The organism is Providencia sp. PROV080 (assembly GCF_033688105.1).
Lineage (GTDB): Bacteria > Pseudomonadota > Gammaproteobacteria > Enterobacterales > Enterobacteriaceae > Providencia > Providencia zhejiangensis.
The window spans coordinates 2,255,287-2,280,135 of the sequence record NZ_CP096346.1 but is presented as its reverse complement, the minus strand read 5'-3'; the positions used below and the strand labels follow the sequence as shown (position 1 = coordinate 2,280,135).

At 41.4% G+C, this 24,849-nt stretch carries 19 protein-coding genes, 1 pseudogene and 1 other annotated feature; of the genes and pseudogenes, 8 read left to right on the top strand and 12 right to left on the bottom strand.

Features of this window, described 5'->3' with window-relative positions:
* Positions 1 to 5 precede the first annotated feature (5 nt).
* The gene (locus M1F03_RS09990; protein WP_163861572.1) at positions 6 to 323 is read right to left on the bottom strand and encodes a LapA family protein; all 318 of its coding nucleotides are present in this window, start codon (positions 321 to 323) and stop codon (positions 6 to 8) included.
* A gap of 154 nt (positions 324 to 477) precedes the next feature.
* Positions 478 to 1,182 (bottom strand): phosphatidylglycerophosphatase B, encoded by a 705-nt coding sequence (pgpB, locus tag M1F03_RS09985; RefSeq protein WP_251464118.1) that lies wholly within the window; start codon positions 1,180 to 1,182, stop codon positions 478 to 480.
* A gap of 203 nt (positions 1,183 to 1,385) precedes the next feature.
* Between pgpB and ribA the strand changes: the two genes are divergently transcribed.
* Both ribA and hemB read left to right on the top strand, forming a co-directional pair.
* On the top strand, positions 1,386 to 1,982 hold the full coding sequence (gene ribA, locus M1F03_RS09980; protein ID WP_154624607.1) for a GTP cyclohydrolase II: 597 nt from the start codon (positions 1,386 to 1,388) through the stop codon (positions 1,980 to 1,982).
* Positions 1,983 to 2,174: 192 nt separating this feature from the next.
* Complete coding sequence (hemB, locus tag M1F03_RS09975; RefSeq protein ID WP_163861567.1) at positions 2,175 to 3,158, top strand: porphobilinogen synthase; 984 nt, start codon at positions 2,175 to 2,177, stop codon at positions 3,156 to 3,158.
* Positions 3,159 to 3,206: 48 nt separating this feature from the next.
* Here the strand turns inward: hemB and M1F03_RS09970 are convergent, their stop codons facing one another.
* From M1F03_RS09970 to cysB, 3 genes are all read right to left on the bottom strand, one after another.
* Positions 3,207 to 3,671 (bottom strand): hypothetical protein, encoded by a 465-nt coding sequence (locus M1F03_RS09970; protein WP_251464116.1) that lies wholly within the window; start codon positions 3,669 to 3,671, stop codon positions 3,207 to 3,209.
* A gap of 317 nt (positions 3,672 to 3,988) precedes the next feature.
* A complete protein-coding gene (gene acnA, locus M1F03_RS09965) occupies positions 3,989 to 6,661 on the bottom strand; it encodes an aconitate hydratase AcnA (protein ID WP_154624594.1) in 2,673 nt (890 codons plus the stop codon).
* A 304-nt stretch (positions 6,662 to 6,965) separates the two neighbouring features.
* Positions 6,966 to 7,940 (bottom strand): HTH-type transcriptional regulator CysB, encoded by a 975-nt coding sequence (gene cysB, locus M1F03_RS09960; RefSeq protein WP_154624593.1) that lies wholly within the window; start codon positions 7,938 to 7,940, stop codon positions 6,966 to 6,968.
* A 322-nt stretch (positions 7,941 to 8,262) separates the two neighbouring features.
* On the opposite strand from cysB, the gene M1F03_RS09955 reads away from it, so the two are divergent.
* Entirely contained in the window at positions 8,263 to 10,296 is a 2,034-nt protein-coding gene (locus M1F03_RS09955; protein WP_247047253.1) for a M13 family metallopeptidase, read from the top strand.
* A gap of 363 nt (positions 10,297 to 10,659) precedes the next feature.
* On the opposite strand, the gene sodC is transcribed toward M1F03_RS09955, so the two are convergent.
* Positions 10,660 to 11,184, bottom strand: coding sequence for a superoxide dismutase family protein (gene sodC, locus M1F03_RS09950; protein ID WP_154624948.1), 525 nt, complete (start codon positions 11,182 to 11,184; stop codon positions 10,660 to 10,662).
* A gap of 366 nt (positions 11,185 to 11,550) precedes the next feature.
* Positions 11,551 to 14,145, bottom strand: a complete 2,595-nt coding sequence (topA, locus tag M1F03_RS09945) for a type I DNA topoisomerase (RefSeq protein WP_154624947.1) — start codon at positions 14,143 to 14,145, stop codon at positions 11,551 to 11,553.
* 290 nt (positions 14,146 to 14,435) lie between these two features.
* Between topA and M1F03_RS09940 the strand changes: the two genes are divergently transcribed.
* On the top strand, positions 14,436 to 14,684 hold the full coding sequence (locus M1F03_RS09940; RefSeq protein WP_154624946.1) for a DUF2498 family protein: 249 nt from the start codon (positions 14,436 to 14,438) through the stop codon (positions 14,682 to 14,684).
* A 92-nt stretch (positions 14,685 to 14,776) separates the two neighbouring features.
* Here the strand turns inward: M1F03_RS09940 and sohB are convergent, their stop codons facing one another.
* Positions 14,777 to 15,823, bottom strand: coding sequence for a protease SohB (sohB, locus tag M1F03_RS09935; RefSeq protein ID WP_251464114.1), 1,047 nt, complete (start codon positions 15,821 to 15,823; stop codon positions 14,777 to 14,779).
* Between the two features lie 179 nt (positions 15,824 to 16,002).
* On the opposite strand from sohB, the gene M1F03_RS09930 reads away from it, so the two are divergent.
* Together M1F03_RS09930 and cobO are read left to right on the top strand one after the other, a co-directional pair.
* A complete protein-coding gene (locus tag M1F03_RS09930; RefSeq protein ID WP_247047254.1) occupies positions 16,003 to 16,767 on the top strand; it encodes a YciK family oxidoreductase in 765 nt (254 codons plus the stop codon).
* A gap of 4 nt (positions 16,768 to 16,771) precedes the next feature.
* Positions 16,772 to 17,362, top strand: coding sequence for a cob(I)yrinic acid a,c-diamide adenosyltransferase (cobO, locus tag M1F03_RS09925; protein WP_154624944.1), 591 nt, complete (start codon positions 16,772 to 16,774; stop codon positions 17,360 to 17,362).
* Between the two features lie 43 nt (positions 17,363 to 17,405).
* Here the strand turns inward: cobO and M1F03_RS09920 are convergent, their stop codons facing one another.
* The 4 genes from M1F03_RS09920 to rnm all read right to left on the bottom strand — a co-directional run bounded on the left by M1F03_RS09920 (position 17,406) and on the right by rnm (position 21,345).
* Positions 17,406 to 18,314 (bottom strand): hypothetical protein, encoded by a 909-nt coding sequence (locus M1F03_RS09920; protein WP_154624943.1) that lies wholly within the window; start codon positions 18,312 to 18,314, stop codon positions 17,406 to 17,408.
* Between the two features lie 171 nt (positions 18,315 to 18,485).
* Positions 18,486 to 19,403: a 23S rRNA pseudouridine(2605) synthase RluB gene (gene rluB, locus M1F03_RS09915; RefSeq protein WP_154624942.1), complete on the bottom strand. Its 918-nt coding sequence runs from the start codon at positions 19,401 to 19,403 to the stop codon at positions 18,486 to 18,488.
* A gap of 142 nt (positions 19,404 to 19,545) precedes the next feature.
* Complete coding sequence (locus M1F03_RS09910; RefSeq protein ID WP_154624941.1) at positions 19,546 to 20,166, bottom strand: L-threonylcarbamoyladenylate synthase; 621 nt, start codon at positions 20,164 to 20,166, stop codon at positions 19,546 to 19,548.
* Positions 20,167 to 20,472: 306 nt separating this feature from the next.
* A complete protein-coding gene (rnm, locus tag M1F03_RS09905; protein WP_251464110.1) occupies positions 20,473 to 21,345 on the bottom strand; it encodes an RNase RNM in 873 nt (290 codons plus the stop codon).
* Between the two features lie 168 nt (positions 21,346 to 21,513).
* Positions 21,514 to 21,614: a sequence feature (Trp leader region), on the top strand.
* A 28-nt stretch (positions 21,615 to 21,642) separates the two neighbouring features.
* Here rnm and M1F03_RS09900 point away from each other — a divergent pair.
* A complete protein-coding gene (locus M1F03_RS09900) occupies positions 21,643 to 23,217 on the top strand; it encodes an anthranilate synthase component 1 (RefSeq protein WP_272578061.1) in 1,575 nt (524 codons plus the stop codon).
* Positions 23,217 to 24,848 (top strand): annotated as a pseudogene (gene trpD, locus M1F03_RS09895) (bifunctional anthranilate synthase glutamate amidotransferase component TrpG/anthranilate phosphoribosyltransferase TrpD). The gene M1F03_RS09900 and the pseudogene trpD overlap by 1 nt, the downstream one beginning before the upstream one ends.
* Position 24,849: the final 1 nt, after the last annotated feature.

Genomic DNA, 24,849 nt, shown 5'->3' with positions numbered 1-24,849 from the left:
CAAGTTTATTCCTTGTTCTTCTGAGCCACAATTTCTGTAGAATCAGAGAATGTTTTATCATCCACACTCAGTTGGGATTCAAGGCGTTTGATTTTACGGCGCGCATTTTTCAGGCTAACCACCGCACGCAAATAAAACAGCCCTGCAACTAACCAACCGAGCACAAAACCGACCCCAAACAACGAAGCCAAAAGCGAAGATAATGCAAAATCTCCCTGCGCAATCAGATAGTTAAATGTAATCACCTGATTATTGCTTGAGCCTAGCGTTATTGAAATGATAAAAATCACAACAGCTAGTAATAATATCAGAAAATATTTCACATTCTTTCCCGTTATCCGTTTTTATGAAATGAAATTATCTACCTGATAAGGTAGCATTTCTGGCGCACTCAGACAAAGTAATTTATCTTATACGCCGACTTTGCTGATGCCTTATGGCGCTTATTTAAGCGACTTTTGTGCTATCACTCGCGGCTTATGCTCGCTCTTTTAATACAGCACATGCCACCAAGGCTAGAATCGCGCTAATGATAATGGAGGCAATAGCATCAACTGGCCAATGCATTCCTAGTAGCAATCGACTCAAAACAATCCCTTCAGCCCACACAGCAATTATCACTGAAAGTAGATATTGCCTACGCTGCCAAAATAGCCCGATCAATAATAACGCCCAACCTGCGGCAAATAAAACATGGCCTGATGGAAATGAATACCCTGTTTCAGCCTGCCAATGTTTCCGTTGCCATGACGGAACCTGAGCATTTTCTTTAACAAACTGTTTAATTACCTCGGCCCGTTGTTTTCTTTTTAATTCATAAAAATCTGAATTCGAAAGGCCATACTCTTTTTCTAACCAAACCACATAAGGTCGTGGTTCTTGGAGACTGTTTTTAACAATCCCTTTGATACCTTGCCCCGCAAGAATACAACAGATAATCACGCTCCCCCATAAAATGGTGTGTTTTAATTTGAGCTTACAAACATAAAAAGTCAGAGCGAGTAAAACGGTTGAGGTTATTAGGCTATAAGGGAGCCCCGCAGTTTCGGTTAACCAAAACAGCCATTTAATCGATTCTACTTTCGATGACGGCAGCCAATACCAGCCGCTCATCCACAGTACGGTAGGCGGAATAAGTAATAAAACAGCAAAAGCGATGATGGGATATATTGATCTATTCATTTTATGCTATTTATGCCTGTTGAGTATTTGAATTAATAAAATTTGATTCACAAGTGATTAACTCTGTTATAGTAATGAATAGGAGACCGTGTGCAAATAAAAGTCTTCTCTATATGCTAAACACCATATAGCATCGATAGATTATCCCCTATCGATTAACGTTCTTAATTACGCAAGAGTTATTTCAACTAATGAATGAAAATATGCAGCTAATACGTGTTGCCGAAGCCAAATTACCCACTCCTTTCGGCGAGTTCTTAATGGTCGGGTTTGAGGAAATAGCAACCGGTCGTGACCACGTCGCTCTCATTTTTGGCGATATATCAGGTCCGGAACCAGTGCTCAGTCGTATCCACTCCGAATGCTTAACGGGTGATGCGTTATTCAGCTTACGCTGTGATTGCGGTTTCCAATTAGAAGCAGCACTTTCTCAGATTAGTAAAGAAGGCCGTGGAGTGCTACTTTATCATCGCCAAGAAGGTCGCAATATTGGCCTACTCAATAAAATTCGTGCCTATGCATTACAGGATCAAGGCTTAGATACCGTCGAAGCGAATCTTAAATTAGGTTTTAAAGCGGATGAGCGCGATTTTACACTGTGCTCTGACATGTATAAATTATTGGGTATTAACGAAGTCCGCTTATTAACCAATAATCCTAAAAAAATTAATATTATGCGTGAAGCCGGCATTAATGTTGTTGAACGTGTTCCTTTAATTGTTGGCCGTAATCCAAGCAATGCTCATTACTTAGATATAAAAGCTGAGAAAATGGGGCATATGCTATTTAAGCATCAATAATTTTTCAAAAATGGAAGAGCTTATGATCGCGCTCTTCCTTTACCAATATTAAAATAATAACAATCGGTTGTATGACTTTCCCTCTCTGATATATTCACTTTCACTCTATAAGGTTTATACTGTTACCCATCAATGATCTCGAAAAATAAATTTAACGACTTAAATTTATTTCTCTGATAATAAGGAGCTACGGTGAATAACCTGCATTCTATCCAACGTATGAGAAGATTACGCAAAACTGAAAAAATGCGTGACCTTTTCCAAGAAACGCATCTTTCCCTTAATGACCTGTGTCTACCTATCTTTGTTGAAGAAGGTATTGACGATTATAAACAAATCGACAGTATGCCTGGCGTTGTACGTATCCCTGAAAAACGTTTAGCCTTTGAAATAGAACGTATTGCCAAAGCAGGCATTAAATCTGTGATGACATTTGGCGTTTCTCATCATTTGGATGAAACGGGTAGCGATGCGTGGCAAGAAAATGGTTTAGTCGCACGTATGTCACGCATATGTAAAGATACCGTCCCCGAAATGATTGTGATGTCAGATACTTGTTTCTGTGAATATACATCACATGGTCATTGTGGTGTTATGCAGGGTGATATTGTTGATAATGATGCCACAATCCATAACTTAGGTTTGCAAGCAGTGGCTGCTGCTCGAGCAGGTGCGGACTTTATCGCCCCTTCAGCTGCAATGGATGGACAAGTTGCAGCCATTCGCCACGCTCTAGATGCAGCGGGTTTTACAGACACCGCAATCATGTCTTACTCCACAAAGTTTGCGTCAGCGCTCTATGGTCCATTTAGAGATGCGGCAGGCTCTTGTTTGAAAGGTGACAGAAAAACCTATCAAATGAATCCGATGAACCGCCGCGAAGCCATTCATGAGTCATTGATTGATGTTCAAGAAGGCGCTGATGCACTAATGGTTAAACCCGCGGGAGCTTATTTAGATATCATTCGTGACCTACGCGAACGTACTGAATTGCCTATTGGCGCTTATCAGGTTAGTGGCGAATATGCACAAATTAAATTTGCTGCAATGGCGGGAGCGATCGACGAAACTCGCGTGACGCTTGAAACTTTAGGTGCGATCAAACGCGCTGGTGCTGATATGATTTTCACCTATTTTGCACTTCAACTCGCTGAAGACAAAATTCTGTCCCTCTAATGATTGTCTACAGTGCCCGTTAATGCATTCATTAACGGGCATTTTCATTTACCCTTTTTGCCTGTTAAGTTGTTCTGTTAATCGTAGGGCATAACTTTGCGCAACACTTGAGTCATGTAGGCCTGTAATCAACAATTTTTGCTTTTCATCGGCAGTCTTTGCAGCCACTCCCCAGCAGGCGATATCCGCCCTTGAGTGAGACATTTCATCCAAATTGGCTACTTTTTCTGGCATGGCCACAATATCGTTGTTTTGAGATAAGGGGACTATATCTATTGCGACATAATCCGCATGACGACCTAATGGGAATTCTTTATCTACCAATAAACGGAGATCACAAACTTCAGTTTCGGGTGTTTGCATCACAATGGAATATAAATTTGGAATATGTTCAAGAATATCTCGAACTTCATTTTGATAATGATGACTTGACGAACTTGACGAGGTAGAGACGAGAATATCTGCAGCCCAAAGTGCACCTTTGTAAAAATCCGTTGCATTAATATCTGCCATATCTTTTTCCTTTACGTTAGATCATTTCATTAGCCCGTTTATATCTTATCGAATATCAATATACGCTATTTGTATCCGCCGATTTAAAAATACGTCCCCACTCCTTACGCATTTTTATCCCCCTGTGAGCAGTTATTCCCCCCTTACCGACCACAAAATGTATTTCGCCACCAAAAAACACTCTGTACATCCATTCATAGAGCCTAACAGCAACATCATCATAACCTGAAGTTAATCGCATTATATTGCGAAATAACAATAAAAAACGCCCATTGTAAAAATACAGATGGGCGTTTTTAACCAACAAATGCCAAAAATTAGTGCAGCATTTGACGGATCACATAATGCAAGATACCGCCATTTCGGTAATATTCCATCTCGGTGGCTGTATCAATACGGCAACGTGTGGCGATTTCTTTTACCTGCCCATCTCCATAGGTGATTTTCACCACGATATGTTGACCCGGCTCAATGGATTGCAAGTACTCAACATCTATACGCTCATCACCTTTAAGCCCCAGCGTTTTACGCGTGGTGCCTTGTGGGAATTCCAGAGGAATAACCCCCATACCAATGAGGTTAGAACGGTGAATACGCTCATAAGATTCTGCAATCACCACGCGAACACCCAGCAAATTAGTACCTTTTGCTGCCCAATCTCGACTCGAACCAGAACCATATTCCTTACCGGCAATGATGGCTAAAGGCAATTTTTCTTTTTGGTACAGCATGGCGGCATCATAAATTGCCATTTGTTTGCCTGTTGGAATATGTTTTGTATAGCCACCTTCAACCCCTGGCACCATTTCATTACGAATACGAATATTTGCAAACGTACCACGCATCATCACTTCATGGTTACCACGGCGAGAACCGTAGGAGTTAAAATCAGCGACAGCCACACCATGTTCCTGCAAGTAGCGTCCCGCTGGACTATCTACCTTAATATTCCCTGCTGGAGAAATATGGTCCGTTGTGACTGAATCGCCTAATATGGCCAGAATATGCGCTCCATGGATATCCTGAACAACCTCTGGTTCCGCCTTCATACCTTCAAAGAAAGGTGGATGACGGATATAGGTAGAATCCTCCTGCCAGTGATAAGTAGAGGAGCTTTCAACCTGTAATGCTTGCCATGCTTCGTCTCCATCAAAAACAGCACTGTATTCTTTACGGAACATCTCTGTTTTCACTTTTTCAACCGCTTGGGCAATTTCAGCGCTTGATGGCCAAATATCTTTCAGGTAGACATCATTACCTTGATGGTCTTTACCTAGCGGGTCTGTTTTGACATTGATATTCATGTTGCCCGCGAGTGCATAGGCAACCACCAGCGGTGGTGACGCAAGCCAATTGGTTTTGACTAAAGGATGGATCCGCCCTTCAAAGTTGCGGTTTCCAGATAATACCGCCCCTACGGTCAAATCGCTCTCTTTGATCGCTTGTTCAATCGGTTCTGGTAATGGACCTGAGTTACCGATACAAGTTGTACAACCATAACCCACAAGATTAAAGCCTAATTTGTCTAAATACGGCGTCAAACCGGCTAAAGCTAAATAGTCGGTAACCACTTTAGAACCCGGCGCTAAAGAAGATTTAACCCAGGGTTGACGCGTTAAGCCTTTTTCTACTGCTTTTTTCGCTAATAGCCCAGCAGCCATTAGGACACTTGGGTTTGAGGTATTTGTACAAGATGTTATTGCCGCGATGACAACAGCACCATCGGTCATGTCAAAGGTTTGTCCTTGATAATTTACCGTTGGATGTGCCGCTTTATCTTTTTTATTCAGTTCCAATTCGACAGCGGCTTGAAACGCTTTTGGTACTTGGCTCAGTTCGACGCGATCTTGTGGACGCTTAGGCCCTGCTAAACTGGATTCCACTGTCGACATATCAAGCTCTAAGGTGCTCGTAAAGATCGGTTCATCACCGGCATGACGCCATAAACCTTGCTCTTTAGAATAAGCTTCCACCAACGCAATTTCATCATCACTGCGTCCTGTTAGCTTCATATACTCTAATGTGACATTATCAACAGGGAAGAAACCACAAGTCGCACCGTATTCTGGCGACATGTTCGCGATCGTTGCCCTATCCGCCAATGGTAAATCCGCAAGGCCATCACCATAAAACTCAACAAACTTACCAACCACACCATGCTTACGTAGCATTTGTGTGACCGTTAAAACTAAGTCCGTTGCAGTAATACCTTCACGTAATTTGCCTGTCAGTTTAAACCCGACAACATCAGGGATGAGCATTGAGACGGGTTGACCGAGCATAGCGGCCTCAGCCTCAATTCCCCCAACCCCCCAGCCTAATACACCAAGGCCATTGATCATGGTTGTATGTGAATCGGTACCCACTAAAGTATCTGGGTAGGCATATAATTGACCATCAATTTCTTCATACCACACTGCTTTACCGAGGTACTCTAAATTCACTTGGTGGCAAATACCAGTACCCGGTGGAACGACTCTAAAGCGGTTAAACGCTTTTTGTCCCCAACGCAAAAAGAGATAACGTTCATGGTTGCGCTTCATTTCAATTTCAACGTTATCATCAAATGCTTTGTCGGTCGCAAATTCATCAACCATCACCGAGTGGTCAATAACAAGATCCACCGGAGACAATGGATTGACTTGATTAACATTACCACCTAACGATTTCACCGCTTCACGCATCGCAGCCAAATCAACAACCGCCGGTACCCCTGTAAAGTCTTGCATCAGTACCCTAGCGGGTCGATAAGCTATTTCTCTCTCAGCATGCCCCGTTTTTTGCCAATCGATGATCGCTTGCAAATCAGCTTCGACCACTGATTTGCCATCAATATTACGCAACAGGTTTTCAAGTAGGACTTTGAGGGATTTGGGTAGCTTAGTAGCATCACCGAGTTGTTTAGTAGCAATCGGCAAACTGAAGTAATTATAGAGCTTGCTTCCGACACTGAGTGTTGATGCACTCTGTGTTTTTAGACTCAACGACATAACTCCTCCTTGGTTTTATGATGATTATGGGTCATCTTACTTGCCTAACAAATTCACAATGTTTTGTTAATTACTTGTAATTATAGTTGCTGAAAATATTTACTTTATGGATTTTGTGTCAAATCCTTAAATTCTCTGTGCTTTTCATCAAAAAACACAAAAAAATTTAAGAAAAATAGGTATCGAAATATAATATGAGAAATTCGCTCGTCTTATGAGTAATCATTAAATGACTTAAATAGAAACCTTATGTCGCGCATAAAAACAGGCGACATAAGGTAAAGAAAGGGGTTGAAAGGTGTCATTACACGATAGGCAATTTAATGTCTTTAAACATCTCTTCAATATCTTCATTGTTACGAAGTGCAATCGCCTTATCCACAACATCCCGAGTAAGATGAGGGGCAAAACGCCAAATAAAGTCATACATATAACTACGCAAAAAGCTGGTTCGCTTAAAGCCTATTTTCGTTGTGCTATAGCTAAATTTATCCCGCATATCAATCACAACGAGATCACTATCCAACTCAGGGTTCACCGCCATACTCGCAATGATACCAATCCCTAACCCAAGACGAACATAGGTTTTAATAACATCCGCATCTGTTGCCGTAAAAATAATTTTAGGCTCAAGATTTGCCTTTTGAAAAGCAATATCTAATTCAGAACGCCCTGTAAAACCGTGGGTATAAGTCACTATCTGGTATTGTGCTACATCCTCAATCGTGACATTTTTCTTCTCCGCTAACGGGTGATCTTTTTTCACCACAACACAGCGATTCCAGTGATAACAAGGAAGCATGATCAAATCACTATAGAGATGCAGCGCTTCTGTTGCTATTGCAAAGTCACTATTTCCCTTACAGACTTCTTCAGCAATTTGGGTCGGCGAACCTTGCTGCATGTGCAATGAAACATGTGGATAACGCTCGATAAAACCTTTTATGACAGGCGGTAATGCATAGCGTGCTTGGGTATGCGTTGTCGCAATATGCAAGGTGCCTTTATCTGGATATGTATGCTCCCCTGCAACCGAGCGAATGGCCTCTATTTTTGACAAAACCTCACGAGAAATACGGATCACCTCTTCACCGGCGGGTGTAACATGAGTGAGATGTTTACCACTGCGAGCAAAGATTTGAATACCTAGCTCATCTTCTAGCATGCGAACTTGTTTACTGATGCCTGGCTGTGAGGTAAATAGCCCTTCAGCAGTTGAAGAGACATTCAAGTCATGATTAACCACTTCAACAATATAGCGTAATTGCTGTAATTTCATTTTTAGGTTCACCTCTACAGAGCGTGTCAGAATTTAGCTATAGCTAAAAATTATTACTTATAATTAAAAGCTATATATATGATATTTAATATAACTAATATAACACCATAATGCAGACTGTGAATAGCCAGATGATGAAATTCCACATAAGTTAATTTAAATATAAAACTATTTATACAGTTAACTAGTAAGGAAATGCAAAGTTATGACCCAATTTTCGTAAACTATGATTGAATAGGAGATAAGCAACTTTGTAAGATGGGTAAATCCACTTTAGCCTTAGTAATGGAAATCAAAATTCTCAACGAAGAGAGGACGTTACATGCAGAAAAACATTTTGGCGCTCATTATCAGTATGTCGACTATCGCCATGGCCCCTCAGCTGTATGCCAAAGAAATTTCCTATGGAAATCAAAAGATTGTTTTATCAGACAACATCGCTTCTGGTGATGATTTTTATCGCTACGTGAATCAGGATTGGATCAGTAAGGCAAAGATCCCTACCGGTATGCCACGCATCAACTCGTTTGTTGAGCTATACCTAACCACAGAAAAGCAGCTACAAAGTATTATTGACCAACTTCAAAACGCGCCGGCCAACACGCTCAATCATAATCAAACAAATATTCGTAACTTGTATGCTAGCTACCTTAATGAAGAGGCCATCGAAAAAACTGGCATTGCGCCTCTTAAGGAAGAGTTAGATGCCATTAGCCATGCGAAAAACCATAATGATATTAGCAAATTGATGGCATTACCTGCTTATACGCCATTTATTTCTTATTGGGTCGACCTTGATGCCAAACAACCTGATACTTATGTTTTATACCTTGGTCAAGGCGGTTTAGGCTTACCGAATCGTAATTATTATCTCGACGACACCCCTCAGATGGAAGATATTCGCAAAAACTATATTGCTTATATCGCAACAATCTTAAACTTAGCGGGTGAAAAAGAGGTTGAGCAGAAAGCTCAGCAAATTTTTGCTCTAGAAAAATCCATGGCTCAGGTGCATTGGAGCCCAGAAGCACGTCGCGATACGATCAAAAATTATCATCCCATGACGCTCGATGAAATGAAAAATTTCACTGAAGGATTTGAGTGGGATAACTTCATAAATCAATGGCAACTTTCAAACAAACAATTGAATAAGGTCATTGTGGAAAATGATAGTGCTGTAAAACAGTTAGCGAAAATCTATGCTGATACCCCCGTCTCGACACTTCAAGACTATCTGCGTTTTCATTATTTAAGCGACCAAGCACCCTATTTAAACCGTGATTATTCTGACGCTAGATTTGATTTTTATTCACGTAAATTGAATGGTATTGAAAAACAAAGATCCCGCAAAGAACGTGCTCTTGAAACAGTAAACCGTTTACAAGGCGAGCCGATGGGCCAGATTTATGTCGAGAAATATTTCGACCCTGAATCAAAAGCTAAAATTACTGAGCTGGTGAGTTATATTAGAGGCACTTTCAATTCACGCTTAAAAGATAATGACTGGATGGATAACCCAACGCGTGAAGAAGCGCTCAAAAAGCTTGAACAATTTACCGTTAAAGTAGGCTACCCTGATAAGTGGAATGATTTTAGTAGCATTAATTTAAAGCCTGATACTTTATTGGATAACTATAAGCAAGTCTTGAATTGGTCCTATCAGGATAACATGAGCAAAATAGGACAACCGGTTCGTCAATGGGAATGGGGAATGACACCTCAAACCATTAATGCGTATTTTAATCCTGTTCAAAATGAGATTGTATTCCCTGCCGCAATTTTGCAGGCGCCATTCTTTGACCCTAATGTTGACCCTGCTTATAACTACGGCGCTATTGGCGCTGTCATCGGCCATGAAATGGGCCATGGGTTCGATGATCAAGGAAGCTTATATGATGGTACAGGGCAACTTCGTAACTGGTGGAGTGATGCTTCAAAACAACACTTCAAGCAGAAAACTGATAAATTAGTTGAGCAATATGATGGCTTTCGTGTCGATGGCCAAAAAGTGAATGGTCAACTCACATTAGGGGAAAATATTGGTGATTTGGGCGGCCTTAATATCGCACTGAGCGCGTATAAGCAATTCGTCAAAGAGAATTACCCAAATGGTGAAGCACCTATTATTGATGGCACAACGGGATTACAACGTTTCTTCATTTCTTGGGCAAGAACTTGGCAAGAACTGTCAAATAAAGAATCTGAACGAAACAAAATCTTAACCGACCCGCATAGCCCAAACCAATTCAGAGCGAATGGTGTCGTACGAAATATGGATGAATGGTATCAAACATTCTCTGTTGATAAAGATAACAAATTATATCTTGAGCCAGAACAGCGTATCCGTATTTGGTAATTAACCATTAACAAAGGCGCTAGCAATGAGTGCCTTTGTTAGTTCTGACAAATACAGGTAACTGTGTATTTATACAGTCACCCATAAATTCAGCATCAACCTTCTCTTAATAAAAATAAATTATTTATTTTCAATAAATTAAAGTCCCTGAATACCTCAGAGCCTCATAGTAAGATTGATTTTTGGTCGGGTTTTATCAATAACTGTATATTTATACAGCCACCCATGAATTCAGCATCACCCTTCTCTTAGTAAAAATAAATTATTTATTTTCAATAAATTAAAGGCCCTGAATACCTCAGAGCCTCATAGTAAGATTGATTTTTGGTAGGCTTTCCCTAATAACTGTATTTACATACAGTATTATTTAATAACACCGCACGCCATACGAGCACCACCACCCCCTAGCGCTTCCGGATGGTCAGAGTAATTATCCCCGCCAACGTGCACCATTAGAGCACGGTTTTCAACGTCTTTGAGTGTTTTTAAGCGTGGCGCTAATACGGCATAGTCCGCATTACCTTTAGCATCAACAACTAGACCAGGTAAATCACCTAAGTGACCTGTTTTATCATAAGGGCCTTTGTGAACGCCGGTTTTCGCTGGATCCATATGCCCACCCGCTTTTAATGCAGGCACTGTTTTACCTTCTTTTTCGCCAGCTTCACAGCTTGGGTTTTCATGAATATGGAAGCCATGAACCCCGCCTTGTAGGCCTGTTAATTTTGGTGAGAACAGTAACCCATAATCCGTTTCGGAAATAACAACCTCACCAATGGCTTTACCTTCACCTTGTGGAGTTGCTTCTTTCAAGACTACTGTTTTTTCCGCTGCGTTAGCTGCAAAAGCGGTGAGTAAACCAGCGAGTAAACACATTTTGAATTTCATTCTACCTCCAGTCGTGGGTCTATTTTTATACGTTTATATCGTTACATTGATTATTGCGTTTGTTGCTAAAAAGCGGATAAATATCAATAAACTGATAACTATTGATATTCGCTATTTATCAGCATAGCAAACCCGCATCATATTGCTTTGCGGTTAGCCACATAAATCAACACTTAACCTAAATATACGCATTTTTAAGACTGCGCCTGAAAAGTGATAAAATAATAAACCGTTCATCAAAGATGGGATTTCAGGGAGAGAGGATGAACCCTATGTCACCCCTGAAAATTATTTGAGTTCTTACAGAGAAAAAGGCGATAGAATCGTCTATCGCCTTTGGCTTTTAGAGGGGCAATATAAAGAATGTTACTTCTCTTTTGCTTCCCATTTACCGTCTACAAAAAATGCACTCCAACCCGTCGCTTTGCCATTTTTCTCAGAAGAGACATATTGTTGCTTGGTTTTACGGCTAAAACGTACCACTGTTGGATTACCTTCTGGGTCTTGCGCTGGCGCATCTGCTAAATATTTTAGCTTTTCAGGCAATCGGTCCTTGAAGCGTTGCAGTTCTTCCACCAGAGGTGCTCGAGTTTCACGCGATTTAGGGAACGTGTTTGCCGCAAGAAATACCCCAGCAGCACCATCACGCAATACAAAATAAGCGTCTGATTTCTCACATGGCAATTCAGGCAAGGGAACCGGATCTTCTTTTGGTGGTGCAATCTCACCATTTTTTAAGATCTTACGCGTGTTTTTACACTCTTCATTTGTGCATCCCATATAAGGCCCAAAGCGCCCTGTTTTTAGGTGCATTTCAGAACCACATTTGTCACATTCAATGACAGGGCCATCATAGCCTTTAATACGGAATTCACCCTCTTCAATCTCATAACCTTCACAGGCTGGGTTATTACCGCAAACATGCAATTTACGTTGGTTATCAATCAAGTAGCTATCCATCGCTGTGCCACATTTCGGGCAACGGCGCTTAGCACGTAACGCATTAGTTTCCGCATCATCACCCTCAAGTATATTCAATACTTCATGTTCAGGTATCAAATTGATGGTTTTCTTACAACGTTCTTTTGGTGGAAGCGCGTAGCCTTCACAACCAAGGAATACACCGGTTGATGCAGTACGAATTCCCATATGACGTTCACAATCAGGACAAGTAATTGATGTGATCACCATCGGGTTAGTACGCATTCCACCTTCTTCAGGCTCTTTCTCTGCAATATCCAACTGCTTGCTAAAGTCAGAGAAGAATTCATCTAACACGGCTTTCCATTCAGCTTCATGGTTAGCAATATGGTCAAGTTGATTTTCCATACGCGCCGTGAAATCGTAGTTCATCAGATCGTTAAAGTTTTCTTCCAATCTATCAGTGACGATTTCACCCATTTTTTCTGCATAGAAACGGCGGTTTTCAACTTTAACGTAACCCCTATCTTGAATAGTCGAGATAATTGCCGCATAAGTTGATGGGCGACCAATGCCACGTTTCTCGAGCTCTTTAACCAAAGAGGCTTCACTAAAACGTGCTGGAGGCTTAGTAAAGTGCTGACTTGGTAGCAGTTCAACGAGTGACAATTCAGAACCCACCTGAATTGGTGGCAATGTTTTATCTTCATCGTTTTTACGCAGAGCAGGCATGACACGCGTCCAACCATCGAAACGCAAAGTACGCCCTTTGGCTTTTAGCTCAAAATCCCCCGCTTTCACCGTTAATGTCGTCGAATCATATTTTGCAGGTGTCATCTGACAAGCCACAAATTGATTCCAAATTAACTGGTAAAGTTTTTTCGCATCAGCTTCCATGTCTTTTAGTGAATCAGTTAAGACATCAACACTTGACGGACGAATTGCTTCGTGAGCTTCCTGCGAATTATCTTTGCTCGTGTAAACGTTAGCTTCTTTTGGTAAATATTTCTCACCAAAATTGTCATTGATGTAACCACGCGCCATATTGATTGCGTCTTGGCTCAAGTTCGTTGAGTCAGTACGCATATAAGTGATATAACCCGCTTCATAAAGACGCTGAGCCATCATCATGGTTTTTTTCACACCGAAACCTAGGCGAGTACTTGCCGCCTGTTGTAATGTCGATGTGATAAAAGGTGCGCTTGGTTTACTTGACGTTGGTCGATCTTCACGATCAACAACTTGGAAACGAGCTTTTTCAAGCACGCTCACCGCCGCTTCGGTCTGAGCTTTTGTAACTGGCTTGAAAGGTTTACCTAATTGGTGTGTGACTTCCATACGTAATGCTGCAATATTTTTGTCAGCAAGATCTGCATGAAGCTCCCAATACTCTTCCGGCACAAACGCTTTAATTTCACGTTCACGTTCAACAATCAAACGTACCGCAACGGATTGCACACGCCCCGCGGATAAACCACGCGCAACTTTTTTCCACAATAAAGGCGATACCATATAACCCACAACACGATCCATAAAACGGCGTGCTTGTTGAGCATTGACCCTGTCAATGTTTAACTCACCTGGGTTTTCAAATGCTTGAGTAATCGCATTTTTAGTAATTTCATTGAACACGACACGACTGAAGCGAGAATCATCGCCTCCAATCACTTCGCGTAAATGCCATGCAATTGCTTCCCCTTCACGGTCAAGGTCCGTCGCAAGATAGACATGATCTGCATCTTCCGCTAACGCTTGTAATTCAGAAACGACTTTTTCCTTACCTGGCAATATCTGGTAATTCGCCTTCCAACCATGGTAAGGATCAACCCCCATACGTTTCACAAGCGCTGTTTGAGGGTCTTTTTTAACCTTTTTAGTTTTGTCGGTAGATGAGCCTGTACTCTTTTGTGAGCCGGACCCGCTTTTCGGCAGATCGCGAATGTGGCCAACGCTGCTTTTTACAACGTAGCCACTGCCAAGATACTTATTGATCGTTTTGGCTTTTGCCGGGGACTCCACGATAACAAGAGCTTTACCCATATTTACCTTTACCTAAATTTCTACAATGGCGCATTTCTACATTAAAATGCACAAAATGAAAATCTCTTTTTTATATTGCGGCACAATTGCAATATATCAATATAATTTCTTTAAATAGTTTGCGTTTAAGCAAAAACTACCAGACCAATCACGCTATGCTAAAAAGAATACAAAGTGTGCTAGCTGACTGATTTTAGCCGTATAATAACTAATTATGGCTAACGAAAAGCACACACTCTACCTGATAAAACGCCAGACGCAACCAATTATTTTTTTTATGGGGCTAACTTATGGATAACAATATTCAATCTATAACACAAAATGAACTTCTAGAAAAAGCCAATGAGATCATAAGGAAGCATGATGACTTCATTCATGGGATGTTCGTTCATACCGTCGAGCAACACCGTGACACTTTAGTCTTTAAAGGTGAATCTTTTCTTGATGCCAATGGTATTCCAACAACCAAAAGTGCCGCGGCTTTCAATATGTATAAACATCTATCACATATACTGTCTGAACAGTATCGCCTTAAGTAATAATGCCTAAGCAAAAAATTACCGGCTTTTAGCCGGTAATTAATAATAGTTATGAAATGTATTTTTTGCGAGAAAACTTAATCTCAATTTAATTACATAAATGGTTTCTGACCACGCTGCCACCAGCGTAATAACAACTTATCGACATTTTCAGAAACACTCCCCGTAAACCTTTCTAACATTTTTTTACTTTGAGTATAACGAACACTGATTATTTCTTTGGTTTCTACCGCAGAAATAATAATATCATCACTGACACCAATTTGATCAATCAACCCTTTCTCAAGTGCTTGACTACCATACCAGTATTCGCCAGTCGCAACCGCATCGATATCCAATGATGGGCGGTTTTGATGAACAAACTGCTTAAATAACTCATGAGTTTCATTAAGGTTTTCAACAAACTTCTTACGCCCTTGTTCGGTATTCTCACCTAACATAGTTAACGTACGTTTGTATTCACCCGCTGTATGTAACTCAACATCAACATCATGTTTTTTTAACAAACGGTGGATATTAGGTACTTGAGCAACCACGCCTATTGATCCTAGGATAGCAAAGGGAGCCGCAACAATTTTATTCGCGATACAGGCCATCATATAGCCACCGCTTGCCGCAACTTTATCGACAGCTATCGTTAACGGAATATTTTTTTCTTTGATGCGCGAAAGTTGCGATGCAGCCAAACCATAGCCATGCACCATCCCACCTGGGCTTTCAAGACGTAATAAAACTTCATCATGAGCTTCTGCCACAGCCAGAATAGCACTGACTTCTTCTCTTAAAGAATTCACTTCTCGCGCATCCATACTGCCTTTAAAGTCTAAAACATATAAACAAGGCTTTTTAACTGTCGTTTGACCTATTTTAGCCCCTGCTTTTTCATTTTTTTCCTGCGCCTTTTGTTGTTTCTTAAATGCTTTCATCCAAACTTTATGCTCAGATGCATTCATTTTAACTTGCTGCATTTGGCGTTGGCGTTCACGATAATTCTCACCTAAATCAGTAAGTTTTAGCTCACCTCTACCACCTTGGCGACGCATTCCAACACCAAAAACAAAAACGGCTAGTGCGATAATCGCAACGACTATCGTGACAACTTTTGCCAAAAATAGTCCATACAGAGAGAAATACTCCACAAAATCATCCTTCTCATGTTTATCTTGATAAAAATAGTCTCATGATTGCTCTTAAACAACCAGTAAAATAACTCTGCTTTTTATCGTAATTTCACTTAAATCTCTACGCTACATTAGCCAATAGCATCAATCAATGAGATGATATCGTAACTGTTAACAAATAGGATAGGAAAAATACTATGCTCCACTATCAACCCAAACATGACCTGCTAAGTCGTAAAACCCTTTTAGTTACTGGGGCCGGTGATGGTATTGGCCGTGAAGCCGCATTAACCTATGCCCGCTTCGGTGCCTCTTTAATCCTTGTAGGTAGAACAAAACATAAACTTGAAAGCGTTAGCCAAGAAATCGAAAAACTCACTGGCAAAGCGGCTGATATCTATGTATTAGACCTATTAACAGCCTCTTATGAACAGTATGTTGAGTTAGCCGATGAAATTGCTAAAAAGCACCCTTATCTTGATGGCGTGTTACATAACGCTGGGCTATTGGGTGTTGTAGCACCAATCATCGAGCAGCCCGCTGACTTATGGCATGATGTTATGCAGGTCAACGTTAATGCTTCATTTATGTTAACTCAAGTTTTGCTTCCTCTATTATTGAAAGCGCCAAACGCATCCCTTGTTTTCACCAGTTCCAGCGTAGGTAAAAAAGGCCGCGCAGACTGGGGAGCTTACTCTGTTTCTAAATTTGCGACTGAAGGCCTAATGCAGATTCTCTCAGAGGAGTATAAAAATACTGGCTTACGTGTGAATTGCATTAATCCAGGACGTACACGAACCAGTATGCGTGCTAGCGCTGCGCCAGATGAAGATCCAATGACCATCAAAGCCCCCGCTGATATCATGCCAATCTATCTATTCTTGATGAGTAATGATAGCTTACGTAAAACTGGCATTAGTTTTGATGCTCAACCGGCTCAACAAGTCAAGGCAACGGAGTGATTTTATGTCTCAAAGTCGACATGAAGAACGCCAACAACGTCTAAAAGAAAAAGTCGATGCTCGAATTGAAGCCGCTCAATTAGAGCGAGGCATTTTGCTTGTTTTTACAGGAAACGGTAAAGGCAAAACAACCGCGGCATTTGGTACAGTTTGCCGAGCGGTAGGTCATGGCCAAAAAGCGGCGGTAGTGCAATTTATCAAAGGCAGCTGGGATAACGGTGAACGTGAATTATTGCAACCTCATGGTGTCGCTTTTCATGTCATGTCCACAGGTTTTACATGGGAGACCCAAGATCGTGAAGCCGATACCCTTGCCTGCCTTGATACATGGCATCATGCACAACAGTTACTGACCGACCCATTAATCGATTTGGTTGTGCTTGATGAAATCACTTATATGATTAGCTACAATTATCTGCCGCTAGAAGACGTGATACATGCCCTCACTCATCGGCCTGAAAATCAATCAGTGATTATTACGGGACGAGGCTGTCATCGTGATTTACTCAATTTAGCCGATACTGTGACAGAAATGCGCCCTGTCAAACATGCATTTGATGCCGGTATAAAAGCCCAAAAAGGGATAGATTGGTAACTCTCTTTTCAACTGCCGGTAGGCTCACTCGCGTATCGGCAACTTAGTGATACATCAACGTACCAGCACCAAATATCGCGCGTGTTTGCTGCATAAATTCAGCATATTTGCGTTTTTCTTGTAATGAGCTTCTATCGCTCCCCATTTGGCTATAAATGATCGCCATATGCGAAATTTTATTATGATATTGATTGTAATAAAATTGCTTTCTTTGCGGATCGAGTGAACGCCGGAAGCTATCGATCAGATTAACCACCTCTTGAGCATGCAGCTGCAAGGCCTCATCTGAGAAATCGGGTTGAGTGAGAGGGTAATCAAAATGAACAGTCACTGATTGATTGGCGTGATTCACCATTTTTTTCACAATTAGCTGTGATATCAATCCATCCTCTTGATGAATTAAGTCTACTAATTCTTTATGCGTCAAACATTTCGTTTTCACTTGGCTGACTGTTGTCGAGCTGTTTATCTCTTCAGGCACCGCTTCCCCAACGTGAAAATCACAATTAAACACATTATTATCAATAATATAATCATTACTACTATTGATTCTACCATTTAGCAGATAACCATTCACGACTAAGGATTGTTTCTTTAAATGATGAATAGAAGGAATACCTTCAGTGCCATGAACAAAACTGTATGTATAATAAATTTGCTTATTGGGATTGAGAATGCCGCCTTTATTGCCTGGGTACACAATAAATTGTACAGCTTTGCCTGACATTGTCGTCATCAAATGCGGCCCTGGCCGTAATAGAATACTGCCCACCCCTTGATGTGGAATAACGATCGGCTGGTAATCGATAAAAAATATCAAACTTTCTGATGAATCGTTTGTAAAATAAAAACGCCCACTTTCAGATGTTATCGTTTTGGGATCATCACAAGCACTAATACTGAAGCCTAAACTAACGACTAGCAACGTCTTGATTAATCGAAAACCAATCATAGAAGACAATAACCTTTTATTCTATCCTTACAGCCAATGAAAGTACCGTAAACACCGGGTATTCTCAAATACGTTTTTATCATTTTGTGACAAATACATTACTAGAATTAATAAAAAAGGTTATAGAAAACTCTATAACCTTTTTTAAAGAAATAATAAATCCAAATATCGTTAGATACGTGTACGGCGCTTCGCTGTCGGTCTAGATGATTGGCGTTTAGAGGCCGGTCTTGAAGCGACTTGTGAATGACGTTTAACTGCACGACGGATTTGATTCGCTTTAATACGTCGTTGGTCACGTTCAACCGCCACTTTCGTTTCCGTTTCTGGCTCCAGTTCCACCAGCTCTCTTAAGTAGTTGGTTTGTTCCAGTCCCAGTTCTGTCCAACCACCACGTGGTAAGCCTTTTGGTAGGTCAATATCACCATATCTTACACGGATCAGGCGGCTAACTTGTACACCAACGGCTTCCCATAAGCGACGCACTTCACGGTTACGTCCTTCCGTTAAAGTAACGTTATACCATTGGTTCATACCTTCACCACCTCGGTATGAAACTGTTTTAAATGCTGCGGGACCATCCTCAAGTTGAACACCTTGAGTTAGCTGACGTATTTTCGCATCGGTAATTTCACCAAATACACGCACAGCATATTCACGTTCGACTTCACGACTTGGATGCATCAAACGGTTTGCCAGCTCACCGTCAGTCGTAAACAGTAATAATCCACTTGTATTAACATCAAGACGTCCAACAGCAATCCAGCGTGCACCAACAAGTTTTGGTAAACGGGTAAAGACTGTCGGGCGACCTTCAGGGTCATGACGAGTACATAACTCCCCTTCAGGTTTATAGTAAGCCATTACACGGCAGATCTCTTTTTCAGCTTCTTTTATCGCTAAAATACGCCCATCTAATCTAATTTTTGTCGATGATTTAACTTCAATGCGATCACCTAACGTGGCCATTTTACCATCGACACTGATGCGCCCTTCTTTTAAAAAGGATTCGATTTCACGGCGGGAGCCATGCCCTGAACGGGCAAGAATTTTTTGTAACTTTTCAGTTTTTTGCGGTTTGGCGCTCATATAACCCTCAAATGTCGCCTTCACAGGCGTCAGATAATTTTTCGTCAATAATGATGACAAAAAATAACGAATTGGAAAACCTGCGCATTATACACAGGTTTATGGAGATCCCCTATTATTAATCCATATATCGAACTTAACGTTATTCGAACGGAGATGGGTCACCGGTGCCAACACGGACAACAACTGGGCTATCGTCAGTTAAATCAATGACCGTCGTTGGTTTCTGGCCAATATAGCCTCCATGGATAACTAAATCGACCTGTTTACCCAGTACGTCACGGATTTCTTCAGGATCGGATTGCGTAAAATCATCTCCTGGCATTATCAGGCTGGTTGACATTAATGGTTCACCAACGGCTTCAAGCAAATCACGAGCAATTGGGTTTGATGGCACTCTTAACCCAATTGTTTTACGCTTTTCATTCATCAAACGGCGCGGAACCTCTTTTGTGCCACGAAGAATAAACGTGTAATTACCCGGTGTATTGTTTTTGATTAAACGAAATGCCGTATTATCAACATGGGCGTAATTGGAGAGTTCAGAAAGATCACGACACATTAAGGTGAAGTTATGATTTGCATCCAGTTGGCGTATACGGCAAATGCGTTGCAGCGCATCTTTTTCCTCTAAACGACAACCTATCGCATAACCAGAATCCGTCGGATAAACAATCACACCACCTTTATTTATAATTTCAACACTTTGCGCAATTAGCCGTGCTTGTGGATTATCCGGATGGATATAAAAAAACTGACTCATACAGACCTCTGATCTTTAGTATTGACAGCATCATCCGGTAAAAAACCTTAAAATGGTACTATCTTTTATTAATTATTTACCCTAGTGCACACACCTGTCATGATATGTTCACTGAATGATTAGGTTAGTTTTTAACAAGTTAACTTGCTTATCGTGTGCCAATTCAATGACCCAGAAGCGCCAAATAACGTCACCTCTCCACCATTAAATTTTTCTCTCTATCGCGATAGAAAATAAGCAACTTAACCTGAATCCACTTAAGTATAATGCGTATATTTTACACCGTATTTATTATACATCAACGGTTTATGCTGTTTTCACCTCATTCCATAGGGTCCAAACAGCCTGTTGGTCATCCGGCAACCAAAGGTTACGACCTAACTCTATCCATGAACAAGGGCGATGAAAATCTGACCCCACAGAGGTTTTTAAATCATTTAATAGAGCCAATTCCGCTAAATATTGCTTCTCGTTTGCGGGTTGTTGGCAATGAGATACTTCCATCGCATCCCCTTGAGACTGCTTAAAATAGGCAACTAACCGTTTGATCCATTTATTAGATAGTTGATATTTCGATGGATGAGCGAGTACTGCAACGCCTCCTGATTGATGAATGGCATTCACTGCATCATCAATACTGCACCATTTGGCCGGAACATACCCTATCTTCCCTTTTGATAAATAGCGTTTAAAGACATTATTAATATTTTTTTCTTTGCCTATTTTCACTAAATACTGTGCAAAATGCGCTCTGGTCACCTGCCCACCTGTTGCAATTTGCAATGCATTTTCCCATGCATCCGGTATGCCCGCTTTTTGTAAACGCCGACCCATTTCGATCCCGCGTTCTAAACGTAGCTGAGACTGTTGCTTTAATAATTGAACCATTGACGGTGCAGTAGGTGAAAAATTTAATCCAACAATATGAATCTCAATATTTTCCCATAGCGTTGAAATTTCAACGCCATTAATGAGTGTTAGAGGCCGTTGTATTTGTTCAAGGTATTCACGCGCCTCAATAACCCCTTCACATGTATCGTGATCGGTGATGGACAGCACATCAATTCCCATATCAATCGCACGCTCAATCACGTCACTTGGGGATAAATCACCATCGGAGGCATTCGTATGGCAATGTAAATCATACCGAGTAATTAATGGACTCGAAAATTGTGACATGAGGTGTTTTTCTCCTTTTTTCCAATTTCTGGATATTTTTCCTAAATATAAATAATAAACAGCTTGACACAATCAATGCGATCCAGTTTACTAGTACACAGGACGGCTTGCTAGCCGATATTAGTTTGATTATCCAGAGAGGCACTTATGGCTATCATTAATTTATCAAATCGTTGGTGGCGTAACTTCCCAAATTGGGCGGAAGTCGCACACGCATAAATTTGATATGCCTTAGTGCCAAACCCGCCTTTATCAGCGGGTTTTTTTATGTCTAAAAACAATATAAAAGGCAATAAAATGAATAACCAAAACACAACATTACCACATTTTAGTTTTCTGGATAGCCCAATTAACTACCAGCAAGACCCTACATTGCTATTTCATCATCTGTGTCAGGATACGCCGGCGACGATGCTATTAGAATCGGCCGAAATCAATAGTAAAGCAAACTTACAAAGCTTGCTGATTGTTGACAGTGCTCTACGCATCCGAGCGTTTGGTCAACGTGTAGAAATCGACGCACTCACCGATAATGGCTGCCAATTACTCCCTGTGCTCGCAACACACTTAGCAGATAAAGCACAACATTGTGAATTATCCGCCCAACATTTGACCGTCTCCTTTAAGCAGCCTAGCAGTGATCTCGATGAAGACAGTCGTTTAAAAAGCCCATCATGCTTAGATGTATTACGTTTGCTACCAACACTGGCACAGGCTAATTCACACCAAAGTGACAATTTATTTGTCGGTGGGCTATTTGCTTATGACTTGATCGCCAGTTTTGAATCGCTGCCAGAAGTGAAAAACATCAATCGTTGCCCAGATTACTGCTTCTTTGTCGCTGAACATTATTTAGTGATCGACCATCAAAACCAGGCTGCTCGCCTAAAAAGTTGTCTTTTTTCAACTATTGATGAACATATTCAAACGGTGACGCAACGACATAACCAAATCATTGCCGCATGCCGTCCATTTTTATCCCCTCTACCATTAGGTGAGGCGGAAAAATTCAGCGTAAAAACCAATAAAAGTGATGAGCAATACGGTGCTGTGGTCAATGCGATGAAAGAAGCGATTTATCGTGGTGATATATTTCAAGTTGTACCATCACGTAAATTTTCAATGCCTTGCCCTTACCCATTAATCGCATATCAAAAACTGAAAGCACAGAACCCGAGTCCTTATATGTTTTTTATGCAAGACAATGATTTTTCGCTATTCGGAGCCTCACCCGAAAGTGCGCTGAAATACAATGCGAGTAGCCGTAAGGTCGAAATCTACCCCATCGCTGGCACGCGTCCTCGCGGTCGCGATGCTTCAGGTAAGATTGATTTAGACCTTGATAGTCGTATTGAACTGTCAATGCGAACTGATCATAAAGAATTAGCCGAACATTTTATGCTCGTGGACTTAGCACGTAATGACCTCGCGCGTATCTGTACCCCAGGTAGCCGTTATGTGGCGAATTTAACCAAAGTGGATCGTTACTCATACGTCATGCACCTTGTTTCGCAAGTTGTCGGTACGCTACGTGATGACCTCGATATCTTTCATGCTTATCAAGCGTGTATGAACATGGGCACACTGACGGGGGCGCCTAAAGTCAGAGCGATGCAATTAATCGCGGAATATGAGCAAGAGCGCCGCGGTTCCTATGGTGGCGCGGTTGGTTACTTTACCGGTAAAGGCGATTTTGATACTTGCATCGTCATCCGTTCTGCTTATGTCGAAAATGGTATTGCTACCGTACAAGCCGGAGGTGGTGTAGTACTTGATTCATCACCACAAAGTGAAGCTGATGAAACACGTAATAAAGCTCGTGCTGTTATTCGCGCGATTGCCCAAGCCCACCAAGCAGAGGAGTTGTTCTAATGGCTAACATACTATTACTCGATAATGTTGATTCTTTTACTTACAACCTTGTCGATCAACTCCGCTCTGGTGGTCATCAAGTCGTTATTTATCGTAACACGGTGAGTTCAGAACATATTTTATCCGTTCTCAATAAGATGGAATCGCCATTACTCGTGCTCTCTCCCGGTCCGGGTAAACCCAGTGATGCGGGCTGTATGCCTGACGTTCTACAACAGGTTATCGGTAAGTTACCTATTATTGGTATCTGTTTAGGTCATCAAGCGATTATCGAAGCTTATGGTGGCCATGTTTCTGCCGCTGGGGAAATTCTGCATGGTAAATCGTCTATGGCAACACATGACCAACAAGCGATGTTTAGCGGACTTGATAATCCAATTCCTGTCGCTCGCTATCATTCATTAGTGGGTAGTCAAATCCCTGAAAAATTAACAATTTGTGCACAGTCGAATGGCATGGTGATGGCTGTACGTAATGATCATGACCGTGTTTGTGGTTTTCAATTTCATCCGGAATCTATTTTAACCACTGAAGGTGCCATTTTACTGGAAAAAACCGTGGCATGGGCTCTTTCAACACCAACTTGCTCAATCACACCATCGTTATAACCAGGGAAGAGAGAACCTATTATGCAAACTATTTTCGATAAATTATTCCGTGCCCAAGCGCTGACACAACAAGAAAGCCAACAATTATTTAATGCCATCATTCGCGGTGAATTAACTGAGGCGCAATTAGCCGGTGTATTAGTCAGCATGAAAATGCGTGGTGAACAACCAGAAGAGATTGCTGGTGCAGCATTGGCTTGCCTAGAAAATGCGCAACCTTTTCCACGTCCTGATTACCCCTTCAGCGATATTGTCGGTACAGGAGGTGATGGTGCAAATAGTATCAATATCTCTACAGCCAGTGCTTTTGTTGCCGCACAAGCGGGTATTAAAGTGGCTAAGCATGGCAACCGTAGTGTATCTAGCCGCTCAGGCTCTTCGGATTTACTCGCTGCTTTTGGTATTTCATTGGATTTAAGTGCCCAAAGCGCGCGTGATGCACTAGATGAATTAGGCGTGTGTTTCTTATTTGCCCCACAATATCACAGTGGTTTTCGCCATGCGGCGCCTGTACGTACCCAACTAAAAACACGAACTTTATTCAATGTACTGGGGCCACTGATTAATCCTGCACGCCCACCTATTGCCTTAATTGGTGTGTATCAAGAAACATTGGTTGAACCTGTAGCAAAAACGCTACAAATGCTTGGTTTTACACGTGCAGCTGTGGTACACAGTGGAGGAATGGATGAAGTCTCTCTTCATGCAACAACTCAAGTTGCAGAACTCAATCAAGGAACTTTATCTTTTTATCAGCTCACTGCCAGTGATTTTGGTTTGCAACCGTATCAGCTGTCTGACCTAGAAGGTGGAACGCCCGATGAAAATCGGATTTTGTTGAGCAATTTGTTACAGGGTCACGGAAAACCTGCCCACGAAGCCGCCGTTGCAGCGAATGTTGCCATGCTAATGCGTATTAATGGCTTTGAAGACCTCAAGGCCAATAGCGAACATGCTCTAAATATTATTCGTAGTGGTGCCGCGTATGATCGTGTTACTGCTCTAGCGTCAAGGAACCAATAAA

Coding starts and splice junctions, on each gene's coding strand:
- pgpB (WP_251464118.1), bottom strand. CDS start 1,182: ATGAATAGATCAATATATCCCATCATCGCTTTTGCTGTTTTATTACTT.
- ribA (WP_154624607.1), top strand. CDS start 1,386: ATGCAGCTAATACGTGTTGCCGAAGCCAAATTACCCACTCCTTTCGGC.
- M1F03_RS09970 (WP_251464116.1), bottom strand. CDS start 3,671: ATGGCAGATATTAATGCAACGGATTTTTACAAAGGTGCACTTTGGGCT.
- acnA (WP_154624594.1), bottom strand. CDS start 6,661: ATGTCGTTGAGTCTAAAAACACAGAGTGCATCAACACTCAGTGTCGGA.
- cysB (WP_154624593.1), bottom strand. CDS start 7,940: ATGAAATTACAGCAATTACGCTATATTGTTGAAGTGGTTAATCATGAC.
- M1F03_RS09955 (WP_247047253.1), top strand. CDS start 8,263: ATGCAGAAAAACATTTTGGCGCTCATTATCAGTATGTCGACTATCGCC.
- sodC (WP_154624948.1), bottom strand. CDS start 11,184: ATGAAATTCAAAATGTGTTTACTCGCTGGTTTACTCACCGCTTTTGCA.
- topA (WP_154624947.1), bottom strand. CDS start 14,145: ATGGGTAAAGCTCTTGTTATCGTGGAGTCCCCGGCAAAAGCCAAAACG.
- M1F03_RS09940 (WP_154624946.1), top strand. CDS start 14,436: ATGGATAACAATATTCAATCTATAACACAAAATGAACTTCTAGAAAAA.
- M1F03_RS09930 (WP_247047254.1), top strand. CDS start 16,003: ATGCTCCACTATCAACCCAAACATGACCTGCTAAGTCGTAAAACCCTT.
- cobO (WP_154624944.1), top strand. CDS start 16,772: ATGTCTCAAAGTCGACATGAAGAACGCCAACAACGTCTAAAAGAAAAA.
- M1F03_RS09920 (WP_154624943.1), bottom strand. CDS start 18,314: ATGATTGGTTTTCGATTAATCAAGACGTTGCTAGTCGTTAGTTTAGGC.
- rluB (WP_154624942.1), bottom strand. CDS start 19,403: ATGAGCGCCAAACCGCAAAAAACTGAAAAGTTACAAAAAATTCTTGCC.
- M1F03_RS09910 (WP_154624941.1), bottom strand. CDS start 20,166: ATGAGTCAGTTTTTTTATATCCATCCGGATAATCCACAAGCACGGCTA.
- rnm (WP_251464110.1), bottom strand. CDS start 21,345: ATGTCACAATTTTCGAGTCCATTAATTACTCGGTATGATTTACATTGC.
- M1F03_RS09900 (WP_272578061.1), top strand. CDS start 21,643: ATGAATAACCAAAACACAACATTACCACATTTTAGTTTTCTGGATAGC.